26 protein-coding genes and 1 pseudogene are annotated in these 25523 nt (G+C 71.0%); 5 read left to right on the top strand and 22 right to left on the bottom strand.

The window, feature by feature from the left end:
- Window positions 1-476: 476 nt before the first annotated feature.
- Window positions 477-1424, bottom strand: coding sequence for a LysR substrate-binding domain-containing protein (locus AB0947_RS04760; protein ID WP_366748788.1), 948 nt, complete (start codon window positions 1422-1424; stop codon window positions 477-479).
- Window positions 1425-1556: 132 nt separating this feature from the next.
- Here AB0947_RS04760 and AB0947_RS04755 point away from each other — a divergent pair, with 132 nt between their 5' ends.
- On the top strand, window positions 1557-2111 hold the full coding sequence (locus AB0947_RS04755) for a peroxiredoxin (protein WP_171153230.1): 555 nt from the start codon (window positions 1557-1559) through the stop codon (window positions 2109-2111).
- Between the two features lie 3 nt (window positions 2112-2114).
- On the top strand, window positions 2115-2648 hold the full coding sequence (locus AB0947_RS04750; RefSeq protein WP_103815808.1) for an alkyl hydroperoxide reductase: 534 nt from the start codon (window positions 2115-2117) through the stop codon (window positions 2646-2648).
- Window positions 2649-2669: 21 nt separating this feature from the next.
- Here AB0947_RS04750 and AB0947_RS04745 read toward each other — a convergent pair whose 3' ends face one another.
- From AB0947_RS04745 to AB0947_RS04720, 6 genes are all read right to left on the bottom strand, one after another.
- On the bottom strand, window positions 2670-4043 hold the full coding sequence (locus AB0947_RS04745) for an AI-2E family transporter (protein ID WP_366748787.1): 1374 nt from the start codon (window positions 4041-4043) through the stop codon (window positions 2670-2672).
- 160 nt (window positions 4044-4203) lie between these two features.
- On the bottom strand, window positions 4204-4920 hold the full coding sequence (locus AB0947_RS04740; protein WP_366748786.1) for a transglycosylase SLT domain-containing protein: 717 nt from the start codon (window positions 4918-4920) through the stop codon (window positions 4204-4206).
- A 390-nt stretch (window positions 4921-5310) separates the two neighbouring features.
- Complete coding sequence (locus AB0947_RS04735; protein WP_366748785.1) at window positions 5311-6636, bottom strand: PhoH family protein; 1326 nt, start codon at window positions 6634-6636, stop codon at window positions 5311-5313.
- Window positions 6637-6995: 359 nt separating this feature from the next.
- Complete coding sequence (locus AB0947_RS04730; protein WP_366748784.1) at window positions 6996-7769, bottom strand: isoprenyl transferase; 774 nt, start codon at window positions 7767-7769, stop codon at window positions 6996-6998.
- Window positions 7770-8410: 641 nt separating this feature from the next.
- A complete protein-coding gene (locus tag AB0947_RS04725) occupies window positions 8411-9202 on the bottom strand; it encodes a class I SAM-dependent methyltransferase (protein WP_366748783.1) in 792 nt (263 codons plus the stop codon).
- 73 nt (window positions 9203-9275) lie between these two features.
- Window positions 9276-10181, bottom strand: coding sequence for an LLM class flavin-dependent oxidoreductase (locus tag AB0947_RS04720; RefSeq protein WP_366748782.1), 906 nt, complete (start codon window positions 10179-10181; stop codon window positions 9276-9278).
- A 59-nt stretch (window positions 10182-10240) separates the two neighbouring features.
- Here AB0947_RS04720 and AB0947_RS04715 point away from each other — a divergent pair, with 59 nt between their 5' ends.
- Window positions 10241-10666: a DUF192 domain-containing protein gene (locus AB0947_RS04715; protein WP_366748781.1), complete on the top strand. Its 426-nt coding sequence runs from the start codon at window positions 10241-10243 to the stop codon at window positions 10664-10666.
- A 13-nt stretch (window positions 10667-10679) separates the two neighbouring features.
- On the opposite strand, the gene AB0947_RS04710 is transcribed toward AB0947_RS04715, so the two are convergent.
- From AB0947_RS04710 to AB0947_RS04645, 14 genes are all read right to left on the bottom strand, one after another.
- Window positions 10680-11264: an OmpA family protein gene (locus AB0947_RS04710; protein WP_366748811.1), complete on the bottom strand. Its 585-nt coding sequence runs from the start codon at window positions 11262-11264 to the stop codon at window positions 10680-10682.
- 46 nt (window positions 11265-11310) lie between these two features.
- The gene (locus AB0947_RS04705; RefSeq protein ID WP_366748780.1) at window positions 11311-11892 is read right to left on the bottom strand and encodes a hypothetical protein; all 582 of its coding nucleotides are present in this window, start codon (window positions 11890-11892) and stop codon (window positions 11311-11313) included.
- A gap of 15 nt (window positions 11893-11907) precedes the next feature.
- Window positions 11908-12519 carry a pilus assembly protein TadG-related protein gene (locus AB0947_RS04700; protein WP_366748779.1) on the bottom strand — a complete coding sequence of 204 codons (612 nt, stop codon included), beginning with the start codon at window positions 12517-12519 and terminating at the stop codon, window positions 11908-11910.
- On the bottom strand, window positions 12516-12701 hold the full coding sequence (locus AB0947_RS04695; protein WP_366748778.1) for a hypothetical protein: 186 nt from the start codon (window positions 12699-12701) through the stop codon (window positions 12516-12518). The genes AB0947_RS04700 and AB0947_RS04695 overlap by 4 nt, the downstream gene beginning before the upstream one ends.
- Before the next feature lie 125 nt (window positions 12702-12826).
- On the bottom strand, window positions 12827-13585 hold the full coding sequence (locus AB0947_RS04690) for a response regulator transcription factor (protein ID WP_366748777.1): 759 nt from the start codon (window positions 13583-13585) through the stop codon (window positions 12827-12829).
- A 10-nt stretch (window positions 13586-13595) separates the two neighbouring features.
- Window positions 13596-15227, bottom strand: coding sequence for a histidine kinase (locus AB0947_RS04685; protein ID WP_366748776.1), 1632 nt, complete (start codon window positions 15225-15227; stop codon window positions 13596-13598).
- An 8-nt stretch (window positions 15228-15235) separates the two neighbouring features.
- Window positions 15236-16123 (bottom strand): DUF5936 domain-containing protein, encoded by an 888-nt coding sequence (locus AB0947_RS04680; protein WP_366748775.1) that lies wholly within the window; start codon window positions 16121-16123, stop codon window positions 15236-15238.
- Between the two features lie 13 nt (window positions 16124-16136).
- Window positions 16137-17081, bottom strand: coding sequence for a type II secretion system F family protein (locus tag AB0947_RS04675; RefSeq protein ID WP_366748774.1), 945 nt, complete (start codon window positions 17079-17081; stop codon window positions 16137-16139).
- A gap of 12 nt (window positions 17082-17093) precedes the next feature.
- A complete protein-coding gene (locus AB0947_RS04670) occupies window positions 17094-18431 on the bottom strand; it encodes a CpaF family protein (protein WP_366748773.1) in 1338 nt (445 codons plus the stop codon).
- An 18-nt stretch (window positions 18432-18449) separates the two neighbouring features.
- On the bottom strand, window positions 18450-18794 hold the full coding sequence (locus AB0947_RS04665) for a TadE/TadG family type IV pilus assembly protein (RefSeq protein ID WP_366748772.1): 345 nt from the start codon (window positions 18792-18794) through the stop codon (window positions 18450-18452).
- Between the two features lies 1 nt (window position 18795).
- Window positions 18796-19176, bottom strand: a complete 381-nt coding sequence (locus AB0947_RS04660; protein ID WP_366748771.1) for a pilus assembly protein — start codon at window positions 19174-19176, stop codon at window positions 18796-18798.
- 7 nt (window positions 19177-19183) lie between these two features.
- A complete protein-coding gene (locus AB0947_RS04655; protein WP_366748770.1) occupies window positions 19184-20419 on the bottom strand; it encodes an AAA family ATPase in 1236 nt (411 codons plus the stop codon).
- A 9-nt stretch (window positions 20420-20428) separates the two neighbouring features.
- Window positions 20429-21133: a Flp pilus assembly protein CpaB gene (gene cpaB, locus AB0947_RS04650; RefSeq protein ID WP_366748769.1), complete on the bottom strand. Its 705-nt coding sequence runs from the start codon at window positions 21131-21133 to the stop codon at window positions 20429-20431.
- A gap of 58 nt (window positions 21134-21191) precedes the next feature.
- On the bottom strand, window positions 21192-22013 hold the full coding sequence (locus tag AB0947_RS04645; RefSeq protein WP_366748810.1) for a hypothetical protein: 822 nt from the start codon (window positions 22011-22013) through the stop codon (window positions 21192-21194).
- A 339-nt stretch (window positions 22014-22352) separates the two neighbouring features.
- Between AB0947_RS04645 and AB0947_RS04640 the strand changes: the two genes are divergently transcribed.
- Both AB0947_RS04640 and AB0947_RS04635 read left to right on the top strand, forming a co-directional pair.
- Window positions 22353-24065, top strand: coding sequence for a glycoside hydrolase family 18 protein (locus tag AB0947_RS04640; RefSeq protein ID WP_366748768.1), 1713 nt, complete (start codon window positions 22353-22355; stop codon window positions 24063-24065).
- A 97-nt stretch (window positions 24066-24162) separates the two neighbouring features.
- Window positions 24163-24555, top strand: coding sequence for an Imm50 family immunity protein (locus AB0947_RS04635; RefSeq protein WP_366748767.1), 393 nt, complete (start codon window positions 24163-24165; stop codon window positions 24553-24555).
- 66 nt (window positions 24556-24621) lie between these two features.
- Here the strand turns inward: AB0947_RS04635 and AB0947_RS04630 are convergent.
- Window positions 24622-25517, bottom strand: a pseudogene (locus AB0947_RS04630) (hypothetical protein).
- Between the last annotated feature and the right edge of the window lie 6 nt (window positions 25518-25523).

Genomic DNA, 25523 nt, shown 5'->3' with positions numbered 1-25523 from the left:
GACGTCGTCACCGGGCTGGCGGCGCTTGAGGGCGATCAGCTCCATCAGGCAGGCGGTGAGTTCCTCGTTGGCGCGCAGGGCCCCCCACCCCGCGGGGCGCTCAGCCCTCCAGCACCCTGACGGGCAGCGCCCGCAGCGCCCCCGCCAGCGAGGCTGGACGGCCTGCGCAGGGTGTGAGTCCGCCGTCGGCCGATCGCGGCGCCACCGCGGCCGGCCGCGCGGTCCCCCGCACCCCTGCAGGGGGCTCAGCCCTCCAGCACCCTGACGGGCAGTGCCCGCAACGCCTGCCGCAACGGGCCCAAACTGCTGCGGCAAGACCTCCTCGGCACACCCGTACGGAACTCAAGCGGGAGTTCGGCAGGAGGCGGACCCGCGCCCCGCCAGCTCCTCGTACTCCGCAGATGCGGCCGGATGGCCTGCGCACGGAGTGAGTCCACCGTCGGCCGGCCGCGCGGTCCCCCCACCCCGCGGGGCGCTCAGCCCTCCAGCACCCTGACGGGCAGCGCCCGCAACGCCTGCCGCAACGCCCCCGCCAGCTCCTCGTACTCCGCGGCGCGAGCCGCCCCCGCGCGCATCGCGAACGCGACCCGGCGGCTGGGGGCCGGCTCGGCGAAGTACCCGGTCAGCAGCTGGCTGCTACGGGTGGTCTCCAGCTTCAGCGCGGTGCGCGGCAGCAGCGTGCAGCCGAGTCCGCCGGCCACCAGCTGGACCAGCGTGGACAGACCGGCGGCCGTGGTGGTGACCGGCGCGTCCTCGCGGCCGGCCTCCCGGCAGATGTCCAGCGCCTGGTCGCGCAGGCAGTGGCCCTCGTCCAGGAGGAGCAGGTTCAGCTCCCGCAACGCCTCGCGCGGGATGCCCTCCCGGCCGCCGAGCCGGTGGTCGAGCGGGGTGACGAGCACGAAGTCCTCGTCGAAGAGGGGGAGTTCGACGACCCCGGGGACACCGAGCGGCACGGCGAGCAACAGCAGGTCGAGTCGCCCGGAGTTCAGTCCCTCGACCAGGGTGGCCGTCTGCTCCTCGTGCACCTGGAGGTCGAGGTGCGGGTAGCGGTCGTGGACGAGCCGCAGCACGGCCGGCAGCAGGTACGGGGCCACCGTGGGGATCACCCCGAGGCGCAGCGCCCCTGTGAAGGGCGCCCGGACCGCCTCGGCCTCCTCCAGCAGCGCGCCCACCGCGTCCAGCACCGCCTTGGCCCGCACCGCCAGCCGCTCCCCCGCGGGCGAGAGCAGCACCTTGCGGGTCGTACGCTCGAGGAGGGTCACGCCGAGGGTCTCCTCCAGGGCCGAGACCGCACCCGAGAGGGCGGGCTGGCTCATCCCGATGGCCGCCGCCGCGTCCCGGAAGTGCAGATGCTCGGCCACGGCGGCGAACGCCCGCAGCTGCGCCAGGCTCGGCTGCCGGCGCTTGCCGTTGCTCACGGTCACTGATAACTACCTCCGATCAACCTGACCGAGTGTAGCTATTTCACTAATCAATGCACCCTGTGCCACCATCGATCACGTCCAACCCATGGGAAACACCCCAAAAGGGAAGTTTCTTCGCTGCAAGGAGAGCGCGTGCTCACTGTCGGTGACAAGTTCCCCGAGTTCGATCTGACCGCCTGCGTCTCGCTGGAGAAGGGCAAGGAGTTCGAGCAGATCAACCACAAGTCCTACGAGGGCAAGTGGCTCGTGGTCTTCGCCTGGCCCAAGGACTTCACGTTCGTGTGCCCGACCGAGATCGCCGCGTTCGGGAAGCTGAACGACGAGTTCGCCGACCGCGACGCCCAGATCCTCGGCTTCTCGGGTGACTCCGAGTTCGTCCACCACGCCTGGCGCAAGGACCACCCGGACCTGACCGACCTGCCGTTCCCGATGATGGCGGACCCCAAGCACGAGCTGATGCGCGACCTCGGCATCGAGGGCGAGGACGGCTACGCCCAGCGCGCCGTCTTCGTCGTGGACCCGAACCACGAGATCCAGTTCACGATGGTCACCGCCGGTTCCGTGGGCCGCAACCCCAAGGAGGTCCTGCGGGTCCTGGACGCCCTGCAGACCGACGAGCTGTGCCCCTGCAACTGGACCAAGGGCGAGCAGACCCTCGACCCGGTCGCGCTGCTGGCTGGTGAGTGACCCGTGTCGCTCGACTCCCTGAAGTCCCGTATCCCGGACTACGCCAAGGACCTGAAGCTCAACCTGGGCTCGGTCATCGGCAACTCGGACCTGCCCGCGCAGCAGCTGTGGGGCACGGTGCTGGCGACCGCCATCGCCTCCCGTTCCCCCATCGTGCTGCGTGAGCTGGAGCCGGAGGCGAAGGCGAACCTCTCGCCGGAGGCGTACCAGGCCGCCAAGTCGGCCGCCGCCATCATGGCGATGAACAATGTCTTCTACCGCACCCGGCACCTGCTGTCCGACCACGAGTACGGCACCCTGCGCGCGGGCCTGCGGATGAACGTCATCGGCAACCCGGGCGTGGAGAAGGTCGACTTCGAGTTGTGGTCGTTCGCGGTCTCCGCGATCAACGGCTGTGGCATGTGCCTGGACTCGCACGAGCAGGTGCTGCGCAAGGCCGGTGTGGAGCGCGAGACCGTCCAGGAGGCGTTCAAGATCGCTTCCGTGGTGCAGGCGGTCGGCGTCACCCTGGACGCCGAGGCCGTGCTGGCCGAGTAAGCCGTACGCCGAGGACCCCGCTCACTCCTGGTGGGCGGGGTCCTCGGCGTTCTGGGGCACCGCCTCTTCCGCTGTCTCTTCGGCTGCCTCTTCCACTGCCTCTTCCGCGGGCTCGGCCGCGGTGTGGTGCTCGGCCTCCTGCGAGTACTGCCGCAGGTACCCCACCACCGTGTTCGTGACCGCCACCAGCGGTACGGCCACCACCGCGCCGCCGATGCCGGCCACCATGCCGCCGGCGGCCACGGTCAGGACGACCGCCAGCGGGTGCACCCGGACCGCGCGGCCCAGGATGAACGGCTGCAGGACGTGCCCCTCGATCTGCTGCACCGCGAGGACGACGACGAGGGTCATGACGGCGGTGAAGACGCCCTGGGTGACCAGCGCCACGATCACCGCGAGCGCGCCGGAGGCGACCGCGCCGACCAGCGGGATGAACGAGAACAGGAAGATGAACACGGCCAGCGGGACGGCCATCGGCACGTCCAGGAAGTAGATGCCGATGCCTATGAAGACGGCGTCGATGAGGGCGACCAGGACCGTGCCGCGCACGTACGCGGTCAGGGTGCGCCAGGCGCGCGGGCCGGCGCCGGCCACGCCCGGACGGGCGGCGGCGGGCACCAGTTTCAGGAACCACTGCCAGATGCGCTTGCCGTCGTAGAGCAGGAACAGCGTCGAGAAGAACACCAGCAGGATGCCGGTGAGGGCCTCCACGATGACCTGGACGCCCTCCAGACCGGCGGACGTTATCTGGTCGGCGTTGGCGCCGATCGCCTCGCGGAGGTTCTTGGCGATCTGGTTGATCTGCTTGTCGGTGACGTGGAAGGGGCTCTTCAGCAGCCAGTTGCGCAGGTCGTCGATGCCGCTCTGGATCTGGGTGGAGAGCGTGTCGATGTTCTCCATGACCTGCCAGGTCACGAACCAGCCCATCAGGCCGATGACGACGAAGCCGCTGATGGCGGTGAGCGCGGTGGCCGGGCCGCGCGGCACCCCGCGCCGGGTGAGCCGGGCCACCGTCGGCTGGAGCAGCGCGGTGACCAGCAGGGCGATGACGAAGGCGAACACAACGAGCTGGATGGCGCTGATGACCCGCATCAGCACCCAGACCGTGCCGGCCAGCACCAGCAGCCGCCAGCCCGCCTCGGCGGCGACCCGGACGCCCCACGGCACGGCCTGGGCCGGATCGGGGCGGGGACCGGACGGCACCGCGGGCCGGCGGGCGGGCGCGGCCGGGGCGGCGGACGCGCCGGCCGGCCGCACGTCGGCGGGCGCGGCGGACTCGACGGCCTCGGCGTCCCCGTGCTCCTTCTCCACCTCGGCGCGGCGCTCGTCCAGGCGCTCGCTCATCTCGGTGAGACCGGCCCCCAGCCGGCCGAGCCACCCTGGCACTCGCGACATGATCCGTCCTCTTCCCCCGAGTCCCCGGGTGCTCGCCACCACTCCCCCGCTGGAGTCGTTCGGATACGACCGTACAGGGCGAAAGCCCCTCCCCTGAGGACGGGGAGGGGCTGCGCGAGGTTGAGAGGGCACCGCGAAGGCCGCTGTGCCGGTGGAGCGCTCAGTACCAGTGGTTGGCCTGCCAGAACGACCAGGCCTGGCAGGGGCTGCCGTACCGGCTGTTCATGTAGTTGAGGCCCCACTTGATCTGGGTGGCCGGGTTGGTCTGCCAGTCGGCGCCCACGGAGGACATCTTGGAGCCGGGCAGGGCCTGGAAGAGACCGTAGGCACCGGAGGAGGCGTTCACCGCGCGGTAGTTCCAGCTGGACTCGTGGTCCACGATGTTGCTGAAGCACTGGAACTGGCCGCCGCCCACCATCTGGCGCGCCATCGCCTGGATCTGCGCCACGGTGTAGCTGCTCTGGACCGGGAAGCTGGAGGTGTCGCGGACGTCGGTGCCACGGCTCGCCGCGGCCTTCGCCTCGGCGCGCTCCTTCGCCTCCTTGGCCGCCTTCTCGGCGAGCTCCTTCTTGGCGATCGCGGTCTCGGCGGCGGCCTTGCGGGCCGCTTCCTCGGCGTCCTTCTTGGCGCTCACGTCCGCGGCGATGGCCTGCGCGTCGGCCTGCTGCGTCAGGGACGCGGTCTGCACCTGCGCCTGCTGACCCGCGGGTATGTCGGCCAGGAGCGTGGTGTCGGCTGCCGTCGCCTCGGCGTCGTTGGTCTGCGCGGTGCTGCCCGAGGCAACGCCGACGACGCTTCCGACAGCGGTGACCGCGGTGGCGGAGGCCACTGCGAATCCCCGGACCGAAATCCGGCTCACACGGTTTCCTTCCAGCATCGCCCGCTTCGGTGACCCTGGCGGACGCGATCGTGCCCCTGACACTGGCCTCCCAACTGCGGGGTCACGGGAGGCGCGGGCCCGGTGGGCAACTCCCCCGAGGGGAGCGCCGCGTGGTGCGCGGGCGGCATACGACGGACTCTATGGAGTTGGTGACGCTCAAGGGGCGCTGTACCGCTGGGGGTACAGCTGTGTCGTATGCGGGGCCTGACAGGAACGAGACTCTGCCGTAACCGGACGCCGCGTGGCAATTCTGTGTTGCGTGTGAAAGCTCACATCCCGTTTGGCCCTGGGGATTCCAGGAAAGCTCCACGCACGCAGGCGCCGCCCGGCTAGGCTCGTGGCCTTTGCCGGACGGCGCCAACAGCCGTCACCCGCACATGAGATGCGTCAGATGTGACCGTCCTCCAGCATTTCGGTCACAAGCGCCGCGATCTGGGACCTCTCGGAACGCGTCAGCGTGACGTGGGCGAAAAGCGGGTGCCCCTTCAGTTTCTCCACCACGGCGACGACGCCGTCGTAGCGGCCTACGCGCAGATTGTCCCGCTGCGCCACGTCATGCGTGAGAACGACACGTGAATTGGCGCCGATCCGGGACAGAACGGTCAGCAGGACGTTCTTCTCCAGGGACTGCGCCTCGTCCACGATCACGAACGCGTCGTGCAGCGAGCGCCCGCGGATGTGGGTGAGCGGCAGAACCTCCAGCATCCCCCGCGCGGTGACCTCCTCGATGACCTCCCGGCTGGTGACCGCCGACAGGGTGTCGAAGACGGCCTGGGCCCACGGGCTCATCTTCTCCGCCTCGGTGCCCGGCAGATAGCCCAGCTCCTGCCCGCCGACCGCGTACAGCGGACGGAAGACCATCACCTTCTGGTGCTGGCGGCGCTCCAGGACCGCCTCCAGGCCCGCGCACAGCGCCAGCGCCGACTTGCCGGTGCCGGCCCGGCCGCCCATCGAGACGATGCCGACGTCCGGGTCGAGCAGCAGGTCGAGGGCGATGCGCTGCTCGGCGCTGCGGCCCTTGATGCCGAACGCCTCCCGGTCGCCGCGCACCAGCCGGACGTTGCCCTCGGCGGTGACCCGGCCGAGCGCCTTGCCGCGCTCGGACTGGATGGTCAGGCCGGTGTGCACGGGGAGGTCCGCCGCCTCCGGGACGTACACGTGCCCTTCCTCGAAGAGGACGTCCACCTGCTCGCCCGGCAGGGTGAGTTCGGTCATCCCGGTCCAGCCGGAGTTCCCCGTGATGGCCAGTTCGGCCCGGTACTCCTCGGCGAGGAGGCCGACCGAGGACGCCTTGATCCGGAGCGGCAGGTCCTTCGACACGACGGTGACGTCGAACCCCTCGGCCTGCAGGTTGCGGGCCACCGCGAGGATGCGCGAGTCGTTGTCCCCCAGGCGGTAGCCGGTGGGCAGCACGCTGGGGTCCGAGTGGTTGAGCTCGACGCGGACCGTCCCGCCCAGTTCCCCGATCGGGATGGGGGCGTCGAGGCGACCGTGCTTCACCCGGTAGTCGTCCAGCAGGCGCAGCGCCTGGCGGGCGAAGTAGCCGAGTTCCGGATGGTGCCGCTTGGCCTCCAGCTCCGTGACCACCACGATGGGGAGCACGACCTCGTGCTCGTCGAAGCGGGTCAGGGCGTTCGGGTCGGCCAGCAGGACGCTGGTGTCGAGAACATACGTGCGCCGGTCGGGCTTGTGGCGCTTTGTGCTGGTCACCACGGAAGGACGTACCCCCTCGGATGAGGTCGGGGAGCGACGAAGTGATGCTGGACCGGTGTACGGCCCCCGCACACGGCGGGCCGTGAACCGGCCCTCCGCGGCTGCTTCCGTGCGGTGACCGCACGGTCGGGCTGGTGCAAAGGGCCTCCCGGGCGGGCGACCCCGTGCCGCCCGCTGAGATCCGACGCCCGTGGTTCGGGCGTCGACCTGCTTGGTCTATGCCCTCGATGGCGCGCGGCCATGCAAATGCGGCCACCGGCGCACCGGTGAACTCCTCGTTACGTCTGCGCCAATCGGGGTAAACGACGACGCCCCGTCACCGGGTGGCGACGGGGCGGGGCCGGGGCGGGGCCGGCGGGTCAGCCGCCGTAGCGGCGGTGACGTGCGGCGTAGTCGCGCAGGGCGCGCAGGAAGTCGACCTTCCGGAAGGCCGGCCAGAAGACATCGCAGAAGTAATACTCCGAGTGAGCGGTCTGCCAGAGCATGAATCCGGACAGCCGCTGTTCCCCGCTGGTACGGATCACCAGGTCGGGGTCGGGCTGGGCGCCGGTGTACAGGTGACGGCCGATCATGTCGATGTCGACGGACTCGGCGAGGTCCTCCATGGACACGCCCTTGTCCCGCGCGTCGAGGAGCATGGAGCGCACGGCGTCGGCGATCTCCTGCCGGCCGCCGTAGCCGATGGCCACGTTGACGAGTATCCCGTCGATGTGGGCGGTGGCCTCCTCGGCCTCCTTCAGGGCCGTCTGCATCTGCGCGGGCAGCAGGTCCATCGTGCCGACGTGGTGCACCCGCCAGCGGCCGTCGGCGGCGAGGGTGCGGACGACGTCCTCGATGATGCCGAGCAGGGGGACGAGTTCCTCCTGCGGCCGGTCGAAGTTGTCGGTGGACAGCAGCCACAGGGTGACGACCTCGACGTCGGTCTCGGTGCACCAGCCGAGGAACTCCTCGATCTTCTCGGCACCGGCCCGGTGCCCGTGGACGGTGCTGGAGCCGGACGCCTTCGCCCAGCGGCGGTTGCCGTCCATGATGACGCCGATGTGCTTGGGCACCTGAGCGTGGTCCAGGTGGCCTTCCACCCGGCGTGCGTAGAGCCTGACGAGCAGGCCGCGCAGCTTGTCGCGCAGGTTCACGTGACCCTCCGGGGGTTGGGCGCGGGGGACGGGGTGCCGGAGCCGTTGAGCCTACCGCTGCTCGGGTGTTGGTCATGGCCCGGCCCTTGAGTGGGGACGGCCGACCGGGGCCGGGAGGTTCCCGGACCGGGTTCCCGGAGCGGGAAAGAAAAACGGGCCGGTCCGTGGGGGGGGAGACGGACCGGCCCGAGGGGGGGTTTCCACCATAACCCTTCGTAAGGGATGGTGGGTGCATCGGCGCCCCACAACTACTCTCCGGAATCATCCGGCGACGCCCCGGTGGTCGCGGAATGCGGGATTCATAGGGGCTTCATGGCCGATTCACGACGGAATTGCAGGGAAATCCGGTCGGATACGAACGAATTCGCAAGGATTAGGCCATCTTGGGGTTCATTGGCGAGTTGCGCCGGGTCCCCCCGGACGGGCGACGCCGTCAGCGAAGGGTGGACTTGACGCCTCCGCTACGCCGCCGGAGGGCGACCGCGCGGCTCCACGGCACCGCGCAGCCCCCTCCACTGCGCGGTACCGCCCGCGCAGCTTTGCTCACGCGAATAACCTTGGTCTGAACTTACGTGATCGAGGAGACCGAGGGGACCCGCGATCGATAACAATGTGGAAACCACGGGCCGACTCCGGTCGTCCTACGGCCGACGACCCGGCTTGCGTACGTCGAAGAGGTGCCGGGCGCTGTGCGCGACGAACGGCCCCTCCTCCTCGATCCGTTGGTGCAGCGCGCGCAGCCGCGGCTCGTACGCCTCCACCGTGAAGCCCGGGACCATCCACACCACCTTGCGCAGGAAGTGGACGACGGCCGCGATGTCGTGGAACTCCACCCGCAGCCGCTCCGCCCGCAGCCCGGCCACCTCCAGGCCCGCCGCCTCGGCGCCGGCCCGCTCCCGCTCGGGGTCACGGACGCCGCGCACCTCCCGCGGCTGCGGCCCGAGGAAGTACTCGACCAGCTCGAACACGCTGCCCGGCCCCACGTGCTGGGCGAAGTACGTCCCGCCGGGCCGCAGCACCCGCGCGATCTCCGCCCAGTACGGCCGCACCGGGTGCCGGCTGAGCACCAGGTCGAACGCCCCGTCCGCGAACGGCAGCGGCGCGTCGTCCGGGGCGGCGACCACCACGACGCCCCGGGGCCGCAGCAGGGCGGTGGCCTTCGCCACGTTCGGCGGCCAGCCCTCGGTGGCCGCGACCAGCACCGGCCGGGCGGGCTCGGCCCGGCTCAGCGCGAAGTCCAGCACCTCACCGCCGCCGGTCTGGATGTCCAGCACGGCCTCGGCGCCGGCCAGCCGCTCCCCGGCCGACCGGGCATACCCCCACGACGGCCGTTCCTCGGTGGCCCGGCCCGCGAACCACGAGAAGTCCCATCCCTCGGTCGGTACGGCGGCACCCTCGGCCACCAGGTCCTCGAAGGAGCGCCGCGGAGTCATACGGCCATGGTCCCAGGGAAGCCCCCGCGGTTCCCCCTGTTTTTCCGCCCCGGCTCCATGCCGTGCCGTCCGCTCAGGGCACCAGTGGCCGGACCTCCCGCGCGGCGAAGCGCACGAAGCCCTCCAGGTCGGGCTCGTCCGCCGTCGGCTGAAGGACGACGGTGTCCGCGCCGGCCCCGGCCAGCCGCCGTACCGCCTCGGCGACCGCGCCCGCGTCCCCGGCGACCCCCACGTCCGCCGCCTCCAGCCCCTCGGCGGCGAGTTCCGCGCGCAGCCGTTCCTCGGCGCCGTCACCCGTGGCGGCCAGCAGATAGACCACGATCCGGTGCGAACCGTCACGTCCTGCCGCCTGACGCCCCTCCTCCACGAGCTTGCGGGCCCGGCGTACTCCGTCCGCCGAGGTCGCGGCGGTGAGCAGGGTGCCGTCGGCCTTCTCGCCGGAGAGCCGGAGCGTGCGCGGTCCGGTGCCGCCCGCGAGGACGTCGACCGGGCGCTGCGGGGGCCAGTCGAGGGCGACGTCGTCCAACTGGACGTACCGCCCGCGCACGCTGAGCCGTTCCCCGCGCAGCAGGGCGCGCAGGGCGTCGAGATGTTCGCCCAGGAGGCCCAGCGGGGAGGCGGCCCGGGCACCGACCTGCCCCATCCAGTCCTGCACCCCGTGCCCCAGGGTCAGGATGGCCCGGCCGGGGAACATGCGGTCCAGCGCGGCGGCCTCCATGGCGGTGACGGCCACGTTCCTGAGCGGCACGGGCAGCAGTCCGATGCCGACCCGCACCCGCTCGGTCCAGGCGAGGGCGGCGGCGGCCGTGGACACCCCGCCCTCCAGGAAGCAGTCCTCCCACAGCCACAGCTCTTCGAGCCCCACGTCGTCCGCGAGACGGGCGACGGCCCGCAGCCGCTCGGGAGGAAGCTGGGGACGGAATACGACACCGAGTCCTGTCATGGAGCCCTTCCTAGTGGGGAGGACGGCAAAGGACAACGCGTTTGTTGGGCCGGGCGAGTTGACGACACGGATGACCGGGCGTGGGAGGTCGGGGCATGGGGCGGCGCTGGCGGGACGGGCGGGGACGGCTGATCGTGCGGGCGGGCTCCGCCCCCGTCTCCGGAGGAGGGCATTCCGTCGTCTGTGTCCCCCTGGAGATCGCGGCCTCCTACCGGGCGCGTACGAAGGGCCTCCTGGGCCGGGACGCGGTCGACGGGGCGCTGCTGCTGTCGCCGGCCAGCGGGGTGCACACGTTCGGGATGCAGATCCCCATCGACGTCGCTTACCTGGACCGCCGGCTGACCGTCCTCGCCGTCCGCACGATGCGCCCCGGCCGCCTGGGCCTGCCGCGCCTGCGGGCACGGCACGTGCTGGAGGCGGGGGCGGGGGCGATGGCGGGGTGGGGGCTGCGGCCGGGAGCACGGGTGGAGGTGGACGTGGGATGGGACGTGGGGGTGGACCCGGGGGTGGACCCAGGCTAGCCGGGGTGCTGTCTCACTGCTGGGTGCGGGGGAAGGACACCTCCACCCGGCGGTTCTTCTTGCGGCCGGCCTCGGTGGAGTTGTCGGCGATCGGGTACTGCTCGCCGTAGCCGCGGACGTCGAAGGTGATGGACGGGGTGTTCAGGTCCTGGTCCAGTACGGCCTGTACGGCGTTGGCGCGCTGCTTGGAGAGGATGTCGCCGTGGGCGGAGGAGCCGAGGTTGTCGGTGAAGCCGAAGACGCGGACCTGGGTCGCGTTCTGCTTCCTGATCTCCTCGGCGATGCCGGCGATACGGGCCTTCGCCTCCGCGCCGAGCTTGGCGCTGTCCTTGCCGAACAGGACCTCGGCCTGGAGGGCGAAGGTCACGTCGGCGTTGGTGTCCTCACGCCGCTCGTCACCGCTCTGGTCCTCCACGACCGACTTGATGTCCAACACCTTGGCCTCGGCCAGCGTGGCCCCTTCCGGAAGCTTCAGATCCGGATCCGTGGGGTCGACCTTCACGGGGGCGGCGGCGGAGGGTTCGGTACCGGGGGGTTCACTGGGGCCGGTGTCGTTCGCGCGCGCGGGGGTGGGGGGCAGGGTCACGACGAACAGCAGAGCGGCGGCCGTGAGGGAGATCCGGGACGCGGTGATCACTTGGGCCTCACCCGGAGATCTTGACGGAAGCGCTGGCGAAGGTGGGCAGTTGGAGGGTCACCTCGGTGGTGTTCGGGGGTGGGGAGGGGAATTGCATGAAGACTGGGATGGTCTGACCTGACTGGATAGTTGATAGACCAGTCGTGGTGAGAGGTCGCCCGTCCGTGTCGCGCAGCACGTAGTACCGCTTCTTTCCGTTGGCGTCCACGAGGGTGGCACCCCCAAGAGATGTCCCATGCTGAACGATCTCAGTCTCGTCCCCGCGAAGGGCAGACGGAATGACCACCGACTGCGCACCGTCGTTCTTCAGGTTGCCGTTCACAGTGACGAATCCACCGGAATCCCGCTGTGCGGAGGTGACCTGCAGGAGAAGGCCGTCCTGTCCTTTGAGCTCTGCCAAAGGTGCTTCTGACTGCCCCTCTTGAGCGCTCGGCTGGGAGCCATCGGTCTTGGAGGCCGACGCAGAGGTCTCCGGCTTCTTGTCGTCGTTCCCTCCGCCGCCGCAACCGGCAACGGTAACGGCCAGCCCAGCAGCAACGGTCAGCGCGACCATCCCCCTGCGGGCCTTCGCAGTGAACCGCATGCTCATCGCTCCGCTTCCTCATCAATCGTCGTGGGCTTGTCCATCGGCCAGGTGGACGTCGAACAGATCCTCCGGCGCGGGCAGAGTGGCTTCATCGTTCGGGTCCAGATTCCAGGTCTTCCCGTCACAGTCGAGCGGGGGCAGCTCATCGCCCCTGGCGGCCTCCTCGGGAGGGTCGAACGTGCAGCGTGGTTCGATCACGGCCGTGGCGTCGGCTTTGGAATGGATGTCCTCCGTGCCGGGGACGACGGAATCTCCGACTGACTTCTTCGTTTCGACATCGACCGTGTACCGCAGAAGCTGCCAGTTGCAGTCATTCAGCGTGGCATCATTCTGCGCCGCGAGTTGCTCCGCACGCGCACAGGGGTTGTCGACCGGCGTCTCGCCGTGGAAGACGTCCTCCCACTTGCCCGGGTCGAGCAGATCGGTGACCCACGCGGCCGCGAGTTGGTCGCGCCCGTTCTGGGCGGCAGCCAGCACAGCCGCGTCAGCGGCTGTCTGAGCGCCGCCACGGTTCACTGCCGCCTGCCCCACGGCAAGGTAGGCGAACGCAAGAAAGAGCAGGCCCGCCACCACCGTGATGTAGATGGGGAAGGCCTGCCCGGCATCGCCGTAACGGCGGAGGCGCCTCACACGATTTTGTTGATCTGCGCCATGATCTTGTCGAGGATCGCCGATCCGATGCTGGTCCCCGTAACCGCCAGCACGATCGCCACCACCACCGCGATGATCCCGAGGTACTCGACGGCGGTCTGCCCCCTGTCGTCGGTGCGGCGCTGCATCGCCACCATCAACTTCAGCATCCAGTCGCTCATGACGCTCCCCTCCGGCTTCGCTTCGGATTCCGGAAACGTAAAGCTCCGAGCAGCACCAGTCAGAGGGCCCCAGGGCCCAACCCCAGGCCCATTCAGCAGGACGGGTTCGTTGCTCTCGGGGCATGTCACGCCACCCCCAGCCACTTCGCCGTCGCCTGGGACCTCGTGGTGCTGTGGAGCTTGGCGAAGATGCGGTTGATGTGGTTCTTGACCGTCTTCTCGCTGATGAAGCAGGCCGCGGCGATCTGCTGGTTGGTCATGCCGGACGCGATGAGGTCCATGATCTCCGCCTCCCTGCTGCTCAGCCGGAACCGTGACCGGAACGACTGTCCCACAGGTGGTTGCACATGCGAAAGAGGCATGGGGGATAAAGGTGGCTCGGCGGGCGGGAATTGGGCGGGGGTGTGTGCAGGTGCATCCCCCCGCAACCCTTCCAGCAACGCCCTCGCCGCCCCCGGCGTCACATGCGGACGGCCTTCCCGTACATCCCGTACCGCCCTCACCAACTGCTCCGTGGTGAACTCGCCGTGCACCAGATATCCCCCCGCCCCCAGCCGCAGCGCCTCCCGCACGGTCTCCGTCTCGTGGCTGTAGGTGAGCATCATGACGGGGGCCAGCCCCACCAGGTGGGGCAACGCCGAGATTCCGTCGAGTCCGGGCATGCGGACGTCGAGGAGGATGACGTCCGGCCGGTGCCGGACCGCCTCCTCGTACGCCTCCCGCCCGTCCCTCGCCTCCGCCACCACCGTGGTGTCCTGGTGGGCCGACAGCAGGGCCGTCAGACCGGCGCGGACGACGGGGTTGTCGTCGGCGACCAGCAGCCGCAGCGGCGGGGACGCGGGCGCCGGCGGCGGGAGGGGCTGTGGTGGTCGTCGGGGGCGCATGGGCCTCCTCTCAGGCCTGTCGGGACACGGGTGGCGGTGCCGGCAGGGGGACCTCCAGGCGGACCTCCGTGCCTCGTGCGTGGGTGCCCCTTCCGATGCGGATCCGGGCACCGGCCTGCGCTGCCCGCTCGACCATGCCGAGCAGGCCGAAGTGACCCGAACGGCGGAGTTCTTCGAGTGTGGTGCCCGGCGGGAGGCCCCTGCCGTCGTCGTGGACCGTGACCCGGAGCAGGTGGCCGTCGACCGCGGCCCGTAGGTCCACGCGGGTCGCGGACGCGTGCCGGTGGGCGTTCTCCAGCGCCTCGGTGACGATGGCGAGGACGTGGCGGGCCAGGGGGTCCGGGAGCACGGGGAGGCCGGCCTCCTCATGCCCTCCCCAGCCGCACGTGACCCGTAAGCCCGTGCGCCTCGTGAAGTCCGTCGCGCGGTGTGCGAGTTCCTGCCACAGCGCGGTCCGCTCCGGCGTGTCCGGCTGGTCCCGGCGCAGGTCCGTCAGCAGCTCCCGGGACTCCGCCGCCGCCCTGCGCGCCGAGCGGGACACCAGTTCCGCCTGTTCCCTGATGCGGGCCGGATCGGGGGTCCCGGACGACGCCGTGGCCGCCAGGCCGTCCGCCGCGAGGGCCACGCCGTACAGGGTCTTGGCCAGGGAGTCGTGCATCTCGCGGGCGAGCCGGGCGCGTTCCGCGCTCACCGCCTCCGCCGCCGCGAGGCGGGCCTGGACCGTCGTCAGGGCCTGGGTCGCGGTGCCGAAGCGGAGCATCAGGTTGCGCAGGGTGGAGCCCATGGCACCGGCGATGACGCAGAGGCCGGGGAGGAGGAGCGCCTCCGCCACCGGCGCGTGGCGGTCGGCCTTCAGCGTGGCGTGGACCAGGAGCAGGATCAGGGACTGGAGCGAGGCGAAGCAGGCGGCGCCGCGCCAGCCGTAGACCAGGCCGGCCAGGAGCGGGGTGCAGACGCTGACGTAGGCGAGGGTGGTGTCCGGGCCGGCGGAGATCAGGAGGAAGGAGCCGAATAGGGTGTCGGCGGCCAGGAGGCTGGGGTGGCGCAGCAGGAGGGGGCCGAAGCGTTCCCAGTCGCGGAAGAGGACGTAGGACACCATGAAGGTGACGACCACGGCCGCGCCGACCAGGCGGGCGCCCAGGCCGGGGGCCGCGTTGAGGAGGGCGGCGGGGGCCGACAGGACGATCATCGCCAGACGGAAGCCGAAGACCTGGCGGCACAGGGCCTGGAGGGCGCGGATCTGGAGCTTCTCGGAGGGCTCGGCCGGGGGCGCCGCCGTCACCGGCACCGTCCCCGCCGCCGTCGGGTGCGCTGGGGCCTCCGCCTCGGCACCGGCGGCCCCTGGCTCCTGCCTGAGCCCGGCCGCCCCCGCACCCCGCTCCGCCCCGGCCGCCCCCGGCTCCCGCGCCGCCCCGGCCGCCGCAGGGTCCGGCTGCAACCCGGCCACACCCGCATCCCACCCCGCCCCGGCCGCCCCCGCACCCCTCTCCGCCCCGGCCGCCGCAGGCTCCCGCTCCGCCCCGGCCGCCCCCGGCTCCCGCTTCGCCCCGGCCGCCCGTAGCCACGCCCCGGCGCGGGTCACGCCCGCGTGTACGCCCCGGCCCGTACGCCACCTCAGCACCGTCGAACCCGTCACCGTCACGGCCGTCGTCACTCCCCCGTGAGCGAGCCGAAGTCCACGCCGGAGCCGAGGAGCAGGCCCGCGCCCAGCAGGAGCATCGTCGCCGGGACCATGAACGTGGTGATCATCAGCGTGGCCTTCGGCACCGCCCGGGCGGCCTTGCGGCGGGCGTTCTGGGCGTCGGTGCGGCGCATGTCCTTGGCCAGGGAGACCAGTGTGTCCACGATGGGCGCCCCCAGCTCCTCGCCCTGCTGCAAGGCCGTGACGAACATGGCCACCTGCTCGGAGTCGTTGCGCCGCCGCAGCTCCGCGAAGGCCTCGCGGCGGCTCATGCCGAGGTCCATCTGGCGCAGGGTGATGCGCAGTTCGTCGGCCCACGGGCCCTCGTAGCGGGAGGCGACCCGGTCCAGGGCCTGCCGGAAGCCGAGCCCCGCGCTGACCACCACGGCGAGGACGTCCAGGAAGTCCGGCAGGGTGCGTTCGATGACGTCCTTGCGGACCCGGATCGCCGACCAGAGGCCGACCTCCGTCCAGAACGCGCCGAACAGGAGCAGCAGGACGGCCACGAACCACTGGCCGCGCAGGAGGAACACCAGGAAGCCCACGCCGCCGAGGGCGCCGTAGACCGCGCGGCGGGCCGCGTAGCGGTCGATGGTCAGGCCGCCGGGGTTGCCCGCGAGGTCGATCTTGCGGCGGTACCTGGCCACCAGGCGCGGGCCCATCAGGCGCAGCACGGCCGGGGCGTAGCGCATGCCCATGCGGTCGATGACCGAGCCGACCGCGCCGGTGCGGGTGGCGCCGACCTCCAGGGCGACGGCGAGGTCGCCGGGGAGGCGGGCGTCCGCGCGGTACATGCGGATGCCGGCGAAGACGCCCCAGACGCCGAGGCCCATCAGCAGGGCGAGCAGGTATGCCATCGGGTCACCTCCCTCAGACGTCGATCCGGCTCATCCGGCGGATGAGGACGAAGCCGACGGCGTACATGGCGAACGCGATGATCACGCACGCCTGGCCGACCGGTGAGCCGGTCATGCGGTCGAGCGCGCCGTCCTTGACGCCGTTCATCAGGAACAACGCGCCGATCCCGAGGACGGGCACGGCGTACGACGTCATGGTCACCTGGGAGAGCTGGGTGCGTATCTCACGCCGGGTCTCCTTGCGCTCCTCCAGGGTCTCGGTGAGGTTCCGCAGGGCGGAGACCACCTGGCCGCCCGCCCGGTTGGACAGGACCAGCGTGGTGACGAGGACGACCAGTTCGCGGGAGGGGAGGCGGTCGGCCAGCTCGCCGAGGGCGTCGTCCAGGGAGTGGCCGACGGCCAGCTGGTCGGCGACCTTGGCCAGTTCCTCGCCGGCCGGTGCCTCCAGCTCCTCCGCCGCCATGCCGATCGCGGTGCGCAGGGCGAGTCCGGCCTGGGTGGCGTTGGCCAGGATGCGGGCCAGTTCGGGGAGTTGGTTGATGAAGCGTTCGATGCGTTTCTGCCGCTGCCAGTTGAGGAACTGCACCGCGGCCCAGATGCCCAGCAGGCCCGCGAGCGGCCCGAAGAACGGGGCGAGGGTGGCCTGGCCGATCAGCCACAGCGCGGCCACCGTCGCGAGCATGGCCGCGAAGAACTCCCCCGGTGTGACGTCCAGGCCGGTGGCCGCCAGGCGCCGCTCCAGCCAGCGGCCGAGGCGGGTGCGGCGCAGCCGCCGGTCCAGGTCGCGGAAGCGGCGTGTGCGGCCGGCCGGGGGTGGCGCGCCGGTGTGCGCGAGCCGGTCCACGAGGGCGGCGCGCCGGGCCCGGCCGGAGGCGTAGGCGTGCACGCCGGCCACCGCCAGGACGCAGGTCAGCAGCGTCACGCCGGTGGTGAGCTGGACGAGGGTGTGCAGTTCCATGGTCCGTAAGTCCTACCTGGCTTCTCGGGTGGCGAGCTGGTCGGCGGAGCGGGCGACGCCGAAGGCCTGCGGGACGGGCTGGCTCGCCATGTAGAGGCGGTCGGCGGTGCGGCGGGGCAGCGGGAAGTACCGGAACTCGCCGTACACGCGGCCGTCCGGGGTCATGGGCCGCGCGTCGAAGCGCGCCACGGTCGCCAGCCGGTACGGTTCCCCGCCGTGGCTGTCGAGCAGCGCGATCTCGGTGATCCGGCGGGCGCCGTCGGCGAACCGGGTGAGCTGGACGATGACGTCGACCGCGCTGTTGATCTGGTCGTGCAGGGCGACGAAGGGCACCTCGACGTCGGACATGGAGGCCAGGGTCTGCAACCGGGTCAGCGCGTCCTCGGCGCTGTTGGCGTGCACGGTCGCCAGCGAGCCGTCGTGGCCGGTGGACATCGCCTGGAGCATGTCGAGGGACTCCCCGCCGCGGACCTCGCCGACCACGATCCGGTCGGGGCGCATCCGCAGGGAGTTGCGGACCAGGTCCCGGATGGTGATCTGCCCCTTGCCCTCCACGTTCGGCGGGCGTGACTCCAGGCGGACCACGTGGCTCTGCTGGAGCTGGAGTTCGGCGGAGTCCTCGATGGTGATGATGCGCTCGTGCGGCGGGATCAGCCCGGACAGGGCGTTGAGCAGGGTGGTCTTGCCGGTGCCGGTCGCGCCGGAGACGATGATGTTGAACTTCGCCTGCACCAGGCCCGCCAGCAGGTACACCATCTGCTCGTCCAGCGAGCCGAACCCGATCAGCTCCTGGAGGGTGAAGGAGCGCGGGAAGCGGCGGATGGTGAGGATGGGGCCGGTCAGGGAGAGCGGCGGGATGATGACGTTGACCCGCTCGCCGGAGGGCAGGCGGGCGTCCACCATCGGGTTCGACTCGTCCACGCGGCGGTTCACGGTCGACACGATCCGCTCGATGGTCTGCATGAGCTGGTCGGCGGAGACGAAGCGCAGGGGGAGCTGTTCCACCCGGCCGCCGCGCTCGACGAAGACGGCGTCCGGCCCGTTGACCATGATCTCCGTGATCGACGCGTCCTCCAGCAGGGGCTCCAGGATGCCGAGGCCCAGCGCCTCGTCCACGACCCGGCGGATCAGCTGGGAGCGCTCGACCGTCGACAGCACCGGGCCCTCGCGGCTGATGATGTGCCCGAGCACCCGCTCCAGCCGCGCCCGGCGTTCGGCGGCGGCCAGCGAGCTCATCTCCGCGAGGTCGATCTCCTCCAGCAGCTTGGCCCGGTAGGAGGCGACCAGGTGCCCGTCCTCACCCCGGCTGCCGTGCTCCTCCGGGGTGCTGATGCGTGACCGCAGACTCATGGGGTCGCCTCTCCTCGGTCAGTGGTCGAGCGGCATGGTGGCGGACTTGGTGGCGGAGCCGAGGTCCCAGACGACGGTGGGGATGTGGACGGTCGCGGTGACGGTGACCGAGTCGCCTCCCGCGGCGGCCGAGCAGGACACCGTCAGTCCGCCGCTCACCGCGTCGGCGCACGCCTGGGCGTACGACTGGTCCAGCGAGGCCGCCCGCGCCCCCGCTCTGGCCGCCGTACCGGCCTGCTCGGCCGCGTAGGCGACGGCGCCGAGCTGGATCCCGGCCAGCCCGACGATGAGCAGGACGGGGACGAACCCCAGGTATTCGATGGCCACTTGTCCCCGGTCGCGTCCCGGGCGGCGGTACGGCATGTCAGTGCTTCGCCTCCTCGACGGCTCCGGCGTGGCCGTGGACGGTGACGGGGAAGTCGATGAAGCCCGGGAAGAGGACGGGGACCTTGACGGCCACGTCGGCCGTCACGTAGCCGGTGCCACCGCAGTGCTCCACGCCGGCGCCCTCCCGCCATGCCCCCGACAGGTGCTTCAGTGCCGCCTGTTCACACACCCCGAACCGCTCCCCCGGAGGTGCCGCCGTCCCTGCCCGCACGCCCTCGTCCGCAGCATTCCCCGCGAGCGTGAAGGCGTACCCCACCAGTACGGCCTGCCACATGAGCACCAGCGTCAGCACGATCAGCGGGGTCATGCCCAGCAGCTCGACGCTCACCTGTCCCCGGTCCCGGTCCGGCCTTGTCATCAGGGGCTCACTCCTTCCGCCGCCGCAGGCTCACGGAGCCGCGTCCGCTTCCCCGGTGGGAGGCCCCTTCCGCGGCCTTCACCAGTCCCAGCTCGCCCGCGAGCGCCCACAGCGCCTGCTTGACCGTGCTCCTGGCGTCGAGTTCGTGGACCCGTCCGGCGTCCACGACCCCTTGCAGCTCCTTGAAGTTGGCGGGGACGGCCGTACGCGCCAGCGCCGTCCCGGTGATGCGCTGTACGAGCGCGGGCTGGATCTCCGTGTGGCGCGAGTGCCGGTTGACGACCACGGTCGTCTCCTCGGCCTTGCGGATCTGGAGCCGGTCCCACATCCGCACGGTCCGTTTGGCGGCGCGTACGGCGATGACGTCCGGGGTGGTGACCAGCAGCGCGGTGTCGGCCATCTCGACGGCCGCCGCGCCGGCCCCGCCGAGCTGGGCCCCGCAGTCGAGGACGACGACCTCGTAGCGCGAGCGCAGGGCGCTGACGAGCTGGCGGGTGGCGCGGTCGGTGACCTCCTCGCCGCGTTCGCCCTCGCCGGGGGCGAGGAGCAGGGCGAGCCCGGTGTCGTGGCGGAAGACGGCGTCGGCGAGGACGCGGGGCGAGATGTCGGTGATGCCGGCCAGGTCGGCCACCGAGCGGCGGAACTGGATGTCCAGGTAGGAGGCGACGTCGCCGGTCTGGAGGTCGAGGTCGACCAGGACGGTGGCGCGGCCGGATGCCTGGGCGGCGAGGGCGAGCTGGATGGCGGTCAGTGTGGCGCCCACGCCTCCCTTGGCGCCGCTGACCGTGACGACGGTGCCGCCGGCCCCGGCGAGCGTCTCGGCGCCGTGCCCGAGGTGCCGCCGTACGCCCGTCGACCACTGGGCGACGGCCTGCACGCGGTTGGCGAGTTCCTCGTACGACAGTGGGAGCGCGACCAGGCCGCGGGCGCCGGAGTCCATGGCGGCGGCGAACAGGCCGGGGCTCGCGTCGGTGGTGACGAGGATGACGCCGACGGCCGGGAAGCGCAGGGCGACCTCGCGGATCAGTTCCAGGGCCGGGACCGGGCCGATCCGTTCGTGGACGACCACGACCTCGGGCAGTTCGTCGACCGACTCGGCGGCGAGCCGGGCGAGGGCGTCGACCAGCTGGGTGGAGTCGGTCACCGGGGGCTGCGGCTCGGCGTCGGGGAGCTGGCTGAGCAGGGTGGTGAGGGAGCGGACGGCGTCCGGGTCCGCGCCGGCCGGGAGGATCCTGGTGGGCATGGCCGCCTCTCACTTGTCCGTCGCGAGTTCGTAGGTGCGGTCCTTGTCGGGGACGCCGGTCTCGCTGCCGGGGGCCACGAGCGCGAGCCGGACGCGCTGGGCGAAGGACTCGGCGTAGGTGACGCGCTGGGCGTCGATGGTGGACAGCGCGAAGGTGATGGGGACGGCCTCGGTGGCCTGCCGGTCCTTGTCGCGGTCGGGTTCGAGGGCGGTGATCCGGCCGACGTCGATGACGCGGGCGTTGGTCACGATGATCTTCGACTGGTCGGGGTCGCCCTCCTTCTTCCCCTCGAAGGTGGCGTAGACGTTGACCCGCGACCCGGGGGTGATCTTGCCGGCCACCCCGGTCGCCGCGTCGATCATGATGGCGACCTCCTGCTGGCCGGGCTGGAGGGCGGGCCGGTCCACGATCATGTCGGTCTGGAGCAGGGAGCCGGCGTGCAGGGTGGTCACGGCGATCTTGCCGCGGATCTGCCGGAGATCGGTGACGGCGTTGCCGGACAGCCACCGCTTCGGCATCTCGATCTTCTCGAACTGGCCCGTGTCCAGTGCGGTGTACGGCTTCACCTCGGACCTGACCCGGTAGGCGGCGACCTCGGGCCCGACCTTGGAGTTCGCGTCGTGGATGACGGAGAGCACGCCGGCGAACGCGCCCAGCGCGCACAGGACCGACAGGATCAGGAGTATCACGCCGCGGCGCTGACGGGAGTTCATGGACCGTGCAACCTCATTGGGGGAATCGGTCGAGCGGGACGGGTCAGGTTCGCGCAGGTCAGGCGGGCGTTCGCTGTTCCAGGGCGCGGGGTGGCTCATACACGGGCGGGGTGGCGGAGCAGAAGACGCAGCGGTCGCCGATGACGTCCAGGCCGCACCAGTGACAGCTGGTCTGCCGTACGGAGGTGACCAGCTGGTAGAGGACGGACAGGTCGGCGAGGTAGCCGCAGAACTCGACCATGCGGCCGGTTCCCCACCACACCGGGGACTCGGCGGGCAGCGGGGTCTCGCGCAGCCCGTGCACGCCCCACCGCGTGCCGAGCCCGGCGGCCCAGTCGCTCTGCAGCTGGCCCTTCGCGACCAGCATCCAGGTGCTGAACTCGGGTCCCTTGAGCGCGGCGTCGGGGGTCACCTTGACGAGCTGGGGCTCGGGGTGCGCGAGGACGGCGAACTGGCTGCCCGGCATCCAGGACCGGGCGTGCGCCTTGAGGCCGACCGGGACCCGGTCCAGCTTGGCGACGGAGCCGAGGACGGCGCCGGCGTGGATGTAGTGGGTGAGCAGCCGGCCGGCGGAGGCGAGCACACCGGGGCTCAGGTCGCAGGAGGCGAGCTGGCGCAGCTGCCGGGCCAGGACGGCGATGCCGAGCGGCGGCAGCTCCGGCCGGAACAGGGCGATGCGGTCGCTCTCCAGCAGCGAGCGCAGGGTGTGGAGCCGGCGTACGACCGGCTCCGGGGTGGCCTGTGAGCAGACGACGACCACATAGCCGTACTGCTCGGTGAGGGCGTTGAGTTCGGTGAGGGCCTGGTCCAGCGGCTTGTCTCCGAGGCCGGCCAGCACGACGGCGGGCACGGTCCGCTCGTCCTGCGCCGGCAGCGCCATGTCGGCACTGGTCACGGCAATGGCAGTTGGCACGCGCAGCTCCCCGCTCTTCCCACCCGCCCGGCCGACCGGTGTCACTCCAGTGCCAGGACGACTTCATTGCGTGACTACCTGAGCACTGTATCCACGGGTGTATGGCCGGAGAACAGCGTTGGTGAAGCCGGTGTGGAACTGTCCCGGAGCAAGTCCCGCCAAACCCGGACAGGTTGAGTCACCGTGCGGAGACGGTTTTGGTCTGGACCTCTTGACACCCGGATTGGTCTGGACCAACTTAAGGGCGCAAGCGGTGGCCACCGCCCCCTCTCCTCCCTTCCCCGCCCACTCCCCACGGAGGCTCCAGTGGACCGCGCTCCAGGCATACCCAGACCACGCGGACGCCGGCTCGCGGCATGGTCCGCCGCCACCGCCCTGGCCCTCTCGGTCGCGGGCCTCGCCACGGCCGGCCCCGCGTCCGCCGCGGACGTCAACAACGTGAAGAACGCGGGCTTCGAGTCGGGCCTGGCCAACTGGACGTGCACGGCCGGCAGCGGCACGACGGTCACGTCCCCGGTGCACGGCGGCACCGCGGCCCTGAAGGCCACCCCGGCCGGCCAGGACAACGCCCAGTGCACCCAGTCGGTCACGGTCAAGCCCAACTCGACGTACACGCTGAGCGCGTGGGTCCAGGGCGGCTACTCCTACCTGGGCGTGACGGGCACCGGCACGACGGACGTCTCGACGTGGACCCCCGACTCGGCGTCCTGGAAGCAGCTGTCGACGACCTTCACCACCGGCGCCTCGACGACCTCGGTCACGGTCTACACCCACGGCTGGTACGGCCAGGCGGCCTACTACGCCGACGACATCTCGGTCTACGGCCCCGACGGCGGCGGAGGCGGCGACCCGGCCCCGACGGTCCCGGCGGCCCCGGCCGGCCTCTCCGTGACCGGCACGACGTCCTCCTCGGTCTCCCTGTCCTGGTCGGCGGTGTCGGGCGCGACCGGCTACAACGTGTACCGCAACGGCACGAAGGTCACGGCCGTGACCGGCACGTCGGCGACGGTGACCGGGCTCACGGCGGCCACGTCGTACTCCTTCCAGGTCACGGCGGCCAACGCGGCCGGCGAGTCGGCCAAGTCGGCCACGGTGACGGGCACGACGGCCTCCGGTGGCGGGGGCGGCGGCTCCCTGCCCAAGCACGCGGTGACCGGCTACTGGCAGAACTTCAACAACGGCGCCACGGTCCAGAAGCTCTCGGACGTCCCGTCGTCCTACGACATCATCGCGGTGGCCTTCGCCGACGCCACGTCGACCCCGGGAGCCGTCTCCTTCACCCTGGACTCGGCCGGCCTGAACGGCTACACCGTCGACCAGTTCAAGGCCGACATCAAGGCCAAGCAGGCCGCCGGCAAGAAGGTCATCGTCTCGGTCGGCGGCGAGAAGGGCTCGGTGTCGGTCAACGACGCGGCCTCGGCGTCCAACTTCGCCAACTCGGTCTACTCCCTGATGCAGACGTACGGCTTCGACGGCGTCGACATCGACCTGGAGAACGGCCTCAACGCGACCTACATGACGCAGGCGCTGCGCGCCCTGTCGTCGAAGGCGGGCTCCTCGCTGATCATCACGATGGCCCCCCAGACGATCGACATGCAGTCCACGTCGAACGCGTACTTCCAGACGGCCCTGAACATCAAGGACATCCTGACGGTCGTCAACACCCAGTACTACAACAGCGGTTCCATGCTGGGCTGCGACGGCAAGGTCTACAGCCAGGGCACAGTCGACTTCCTGACGGCGCTCGCCTGCATCCAGCTTGAGGGCGGCCTCTCCCCGTCCCAGGTCGGCCTCGGCGTCCCCGCCTCCACCCGCGCGGCGGGCAGCGGCTACGTCTCCCCGGCGGTGGTCGACAACGCCCTGGACTGCCTCACGGCGGCCACGAACTGCGGCACCTTCAAGCCGTCCAAGACGTACCCCGCGCTCCGGGGCGCGATGACCTGGTCCACGAACTGGGACGCGACGGCGGGCAACGCGTGGTCGAACACGGTCGGCCCCCACGTCCACGCCCTCCCGTGACCTGACCCCGCCCCAACCCGGCGCCCGGGCCTTTCGGTCCGGGCGCCGTCTTGCGTGCCGTCGGGCATGATCCCGTCCATGGCTGAAGATGGGGGACATGTCATGGACATCATTTCTGCATTCCTCACAAGGCATTGACGCTATTTACCAGGGGAGGAGCGCCCCAGATCTGATCGGGGTGCAGGTACGCGAGGTGGTCCTGCATCAGAATGGGCCTACCCTGAAGCTGCGCCTGGACCTTCCCCGGTATCCTGAACAGCCGCCGAAAAAATGGAATGCACAGGGATTCAACACCGTCCAGATCGAGATTTCGTTCAGCGGGCTTCGATCGCTCACTCTTGAGGGCTTTGGAACTGATGTGATCGCAGACGTATCCCTGCACGAAGAGGGCGGGGTCATCCTCGATGTGTCGTCGTCCACGATGCAGCTCAGCGCCATCGCTGAAGTCGCCTTCATCTCGAAACTCACGGCGTACACCAACGGAGTATGAACCGACGGCACCGGTGGAGCCCGAGGTGCCGGGCTGGGGGGGCCACCGCTGTTCCGGGTCACGTGCTCACCCCCCGGTGAACAGCTCCGTGGCGTCCGCCGCGTGCACGGCTCGCTGGGCCCAGGTCTCCAGCTGGTCGAGATCCGTGCAGGCGTTCACCCGTTCGCGGACGGCTTCGGGCACGGGGACGCCTCGCCATTCCAGGATGTGCAGCACCATCTCGGCCCTGGCCTGGGCCCGTCCCTCCTCCAGGCCCTGTTCCCGACCCTCCTCGCGCACCTGTTCGGCCAGAGGGTGTCGCCAGAAGTACTGGATCGCCGTCATCAGATCCCTCCACATCTGCTTCGCCTGGGGGTCGGCCAGGCATGAGTCGACGAACTGCACGAAGACCGCGGCACTGTCGGGGTCGATGGTCCGCAGGGCGGCTGCCAGGGATTCCAGTATGGCCGCCGCCCGCGGCCCACGCCCGTGTGTCATCGCCGAGAGCACCGCAAGGGGACGTCCCGCTCCGCCTGCCGCTCATCCTCGATCACCGGCACGTTGTCCGGCCCCAGCACCAGCGGACGTACCGTGAGCGAGTCCCACCCCCGGAACCCGAACCGGATCGGACGCGAGGCCCATTTCGCCGTAGCACTGCTCTGCGTGATCACGATCAGCACCGGCTCGCACCGGTACTTCTCGTACAGGTACGACAGGTAGTACGGCCAGCTGCCCCGCTTGCGCTCGTCCGCCTTCCCCTGCGACTCCACCACCAGCAGATACGTGCCCTGGTCCGTCTCCGCCCGCAGCAACGTGTCCACCCGGCGCTCGACCGGTTCGATCTCCGTCAGGTCCACGTTCAGCGCCGCGATCTCCCGCGGCTCCGGGAACGGCACGTCCAGCACCCGCTGTAACGCCCGCGTCAGCAACGCCGGATCCTTCTGGAAGATCCGGTGCAGCGCCTCATGCGACGAGCCGACCATCAGCTC

Origin of the sequence: Streptomyces sp. NPDC047841, from assembly GCF_040704085.1 — a bacterium.
In the GTDB taxonomy this organism is placed as follows: domain Bacteria; phylum Actinomycetota; class Actinomycetes; order Streptomycetales; family Streptomycetaceae; genus Streptomyces; species Streptomyces argyrophylli.
The sequence above is the reverse complement of the archived record's forward strand: the minus strand, read 5'-3'. Positions and strand labels throughout refer to the sequence as shown.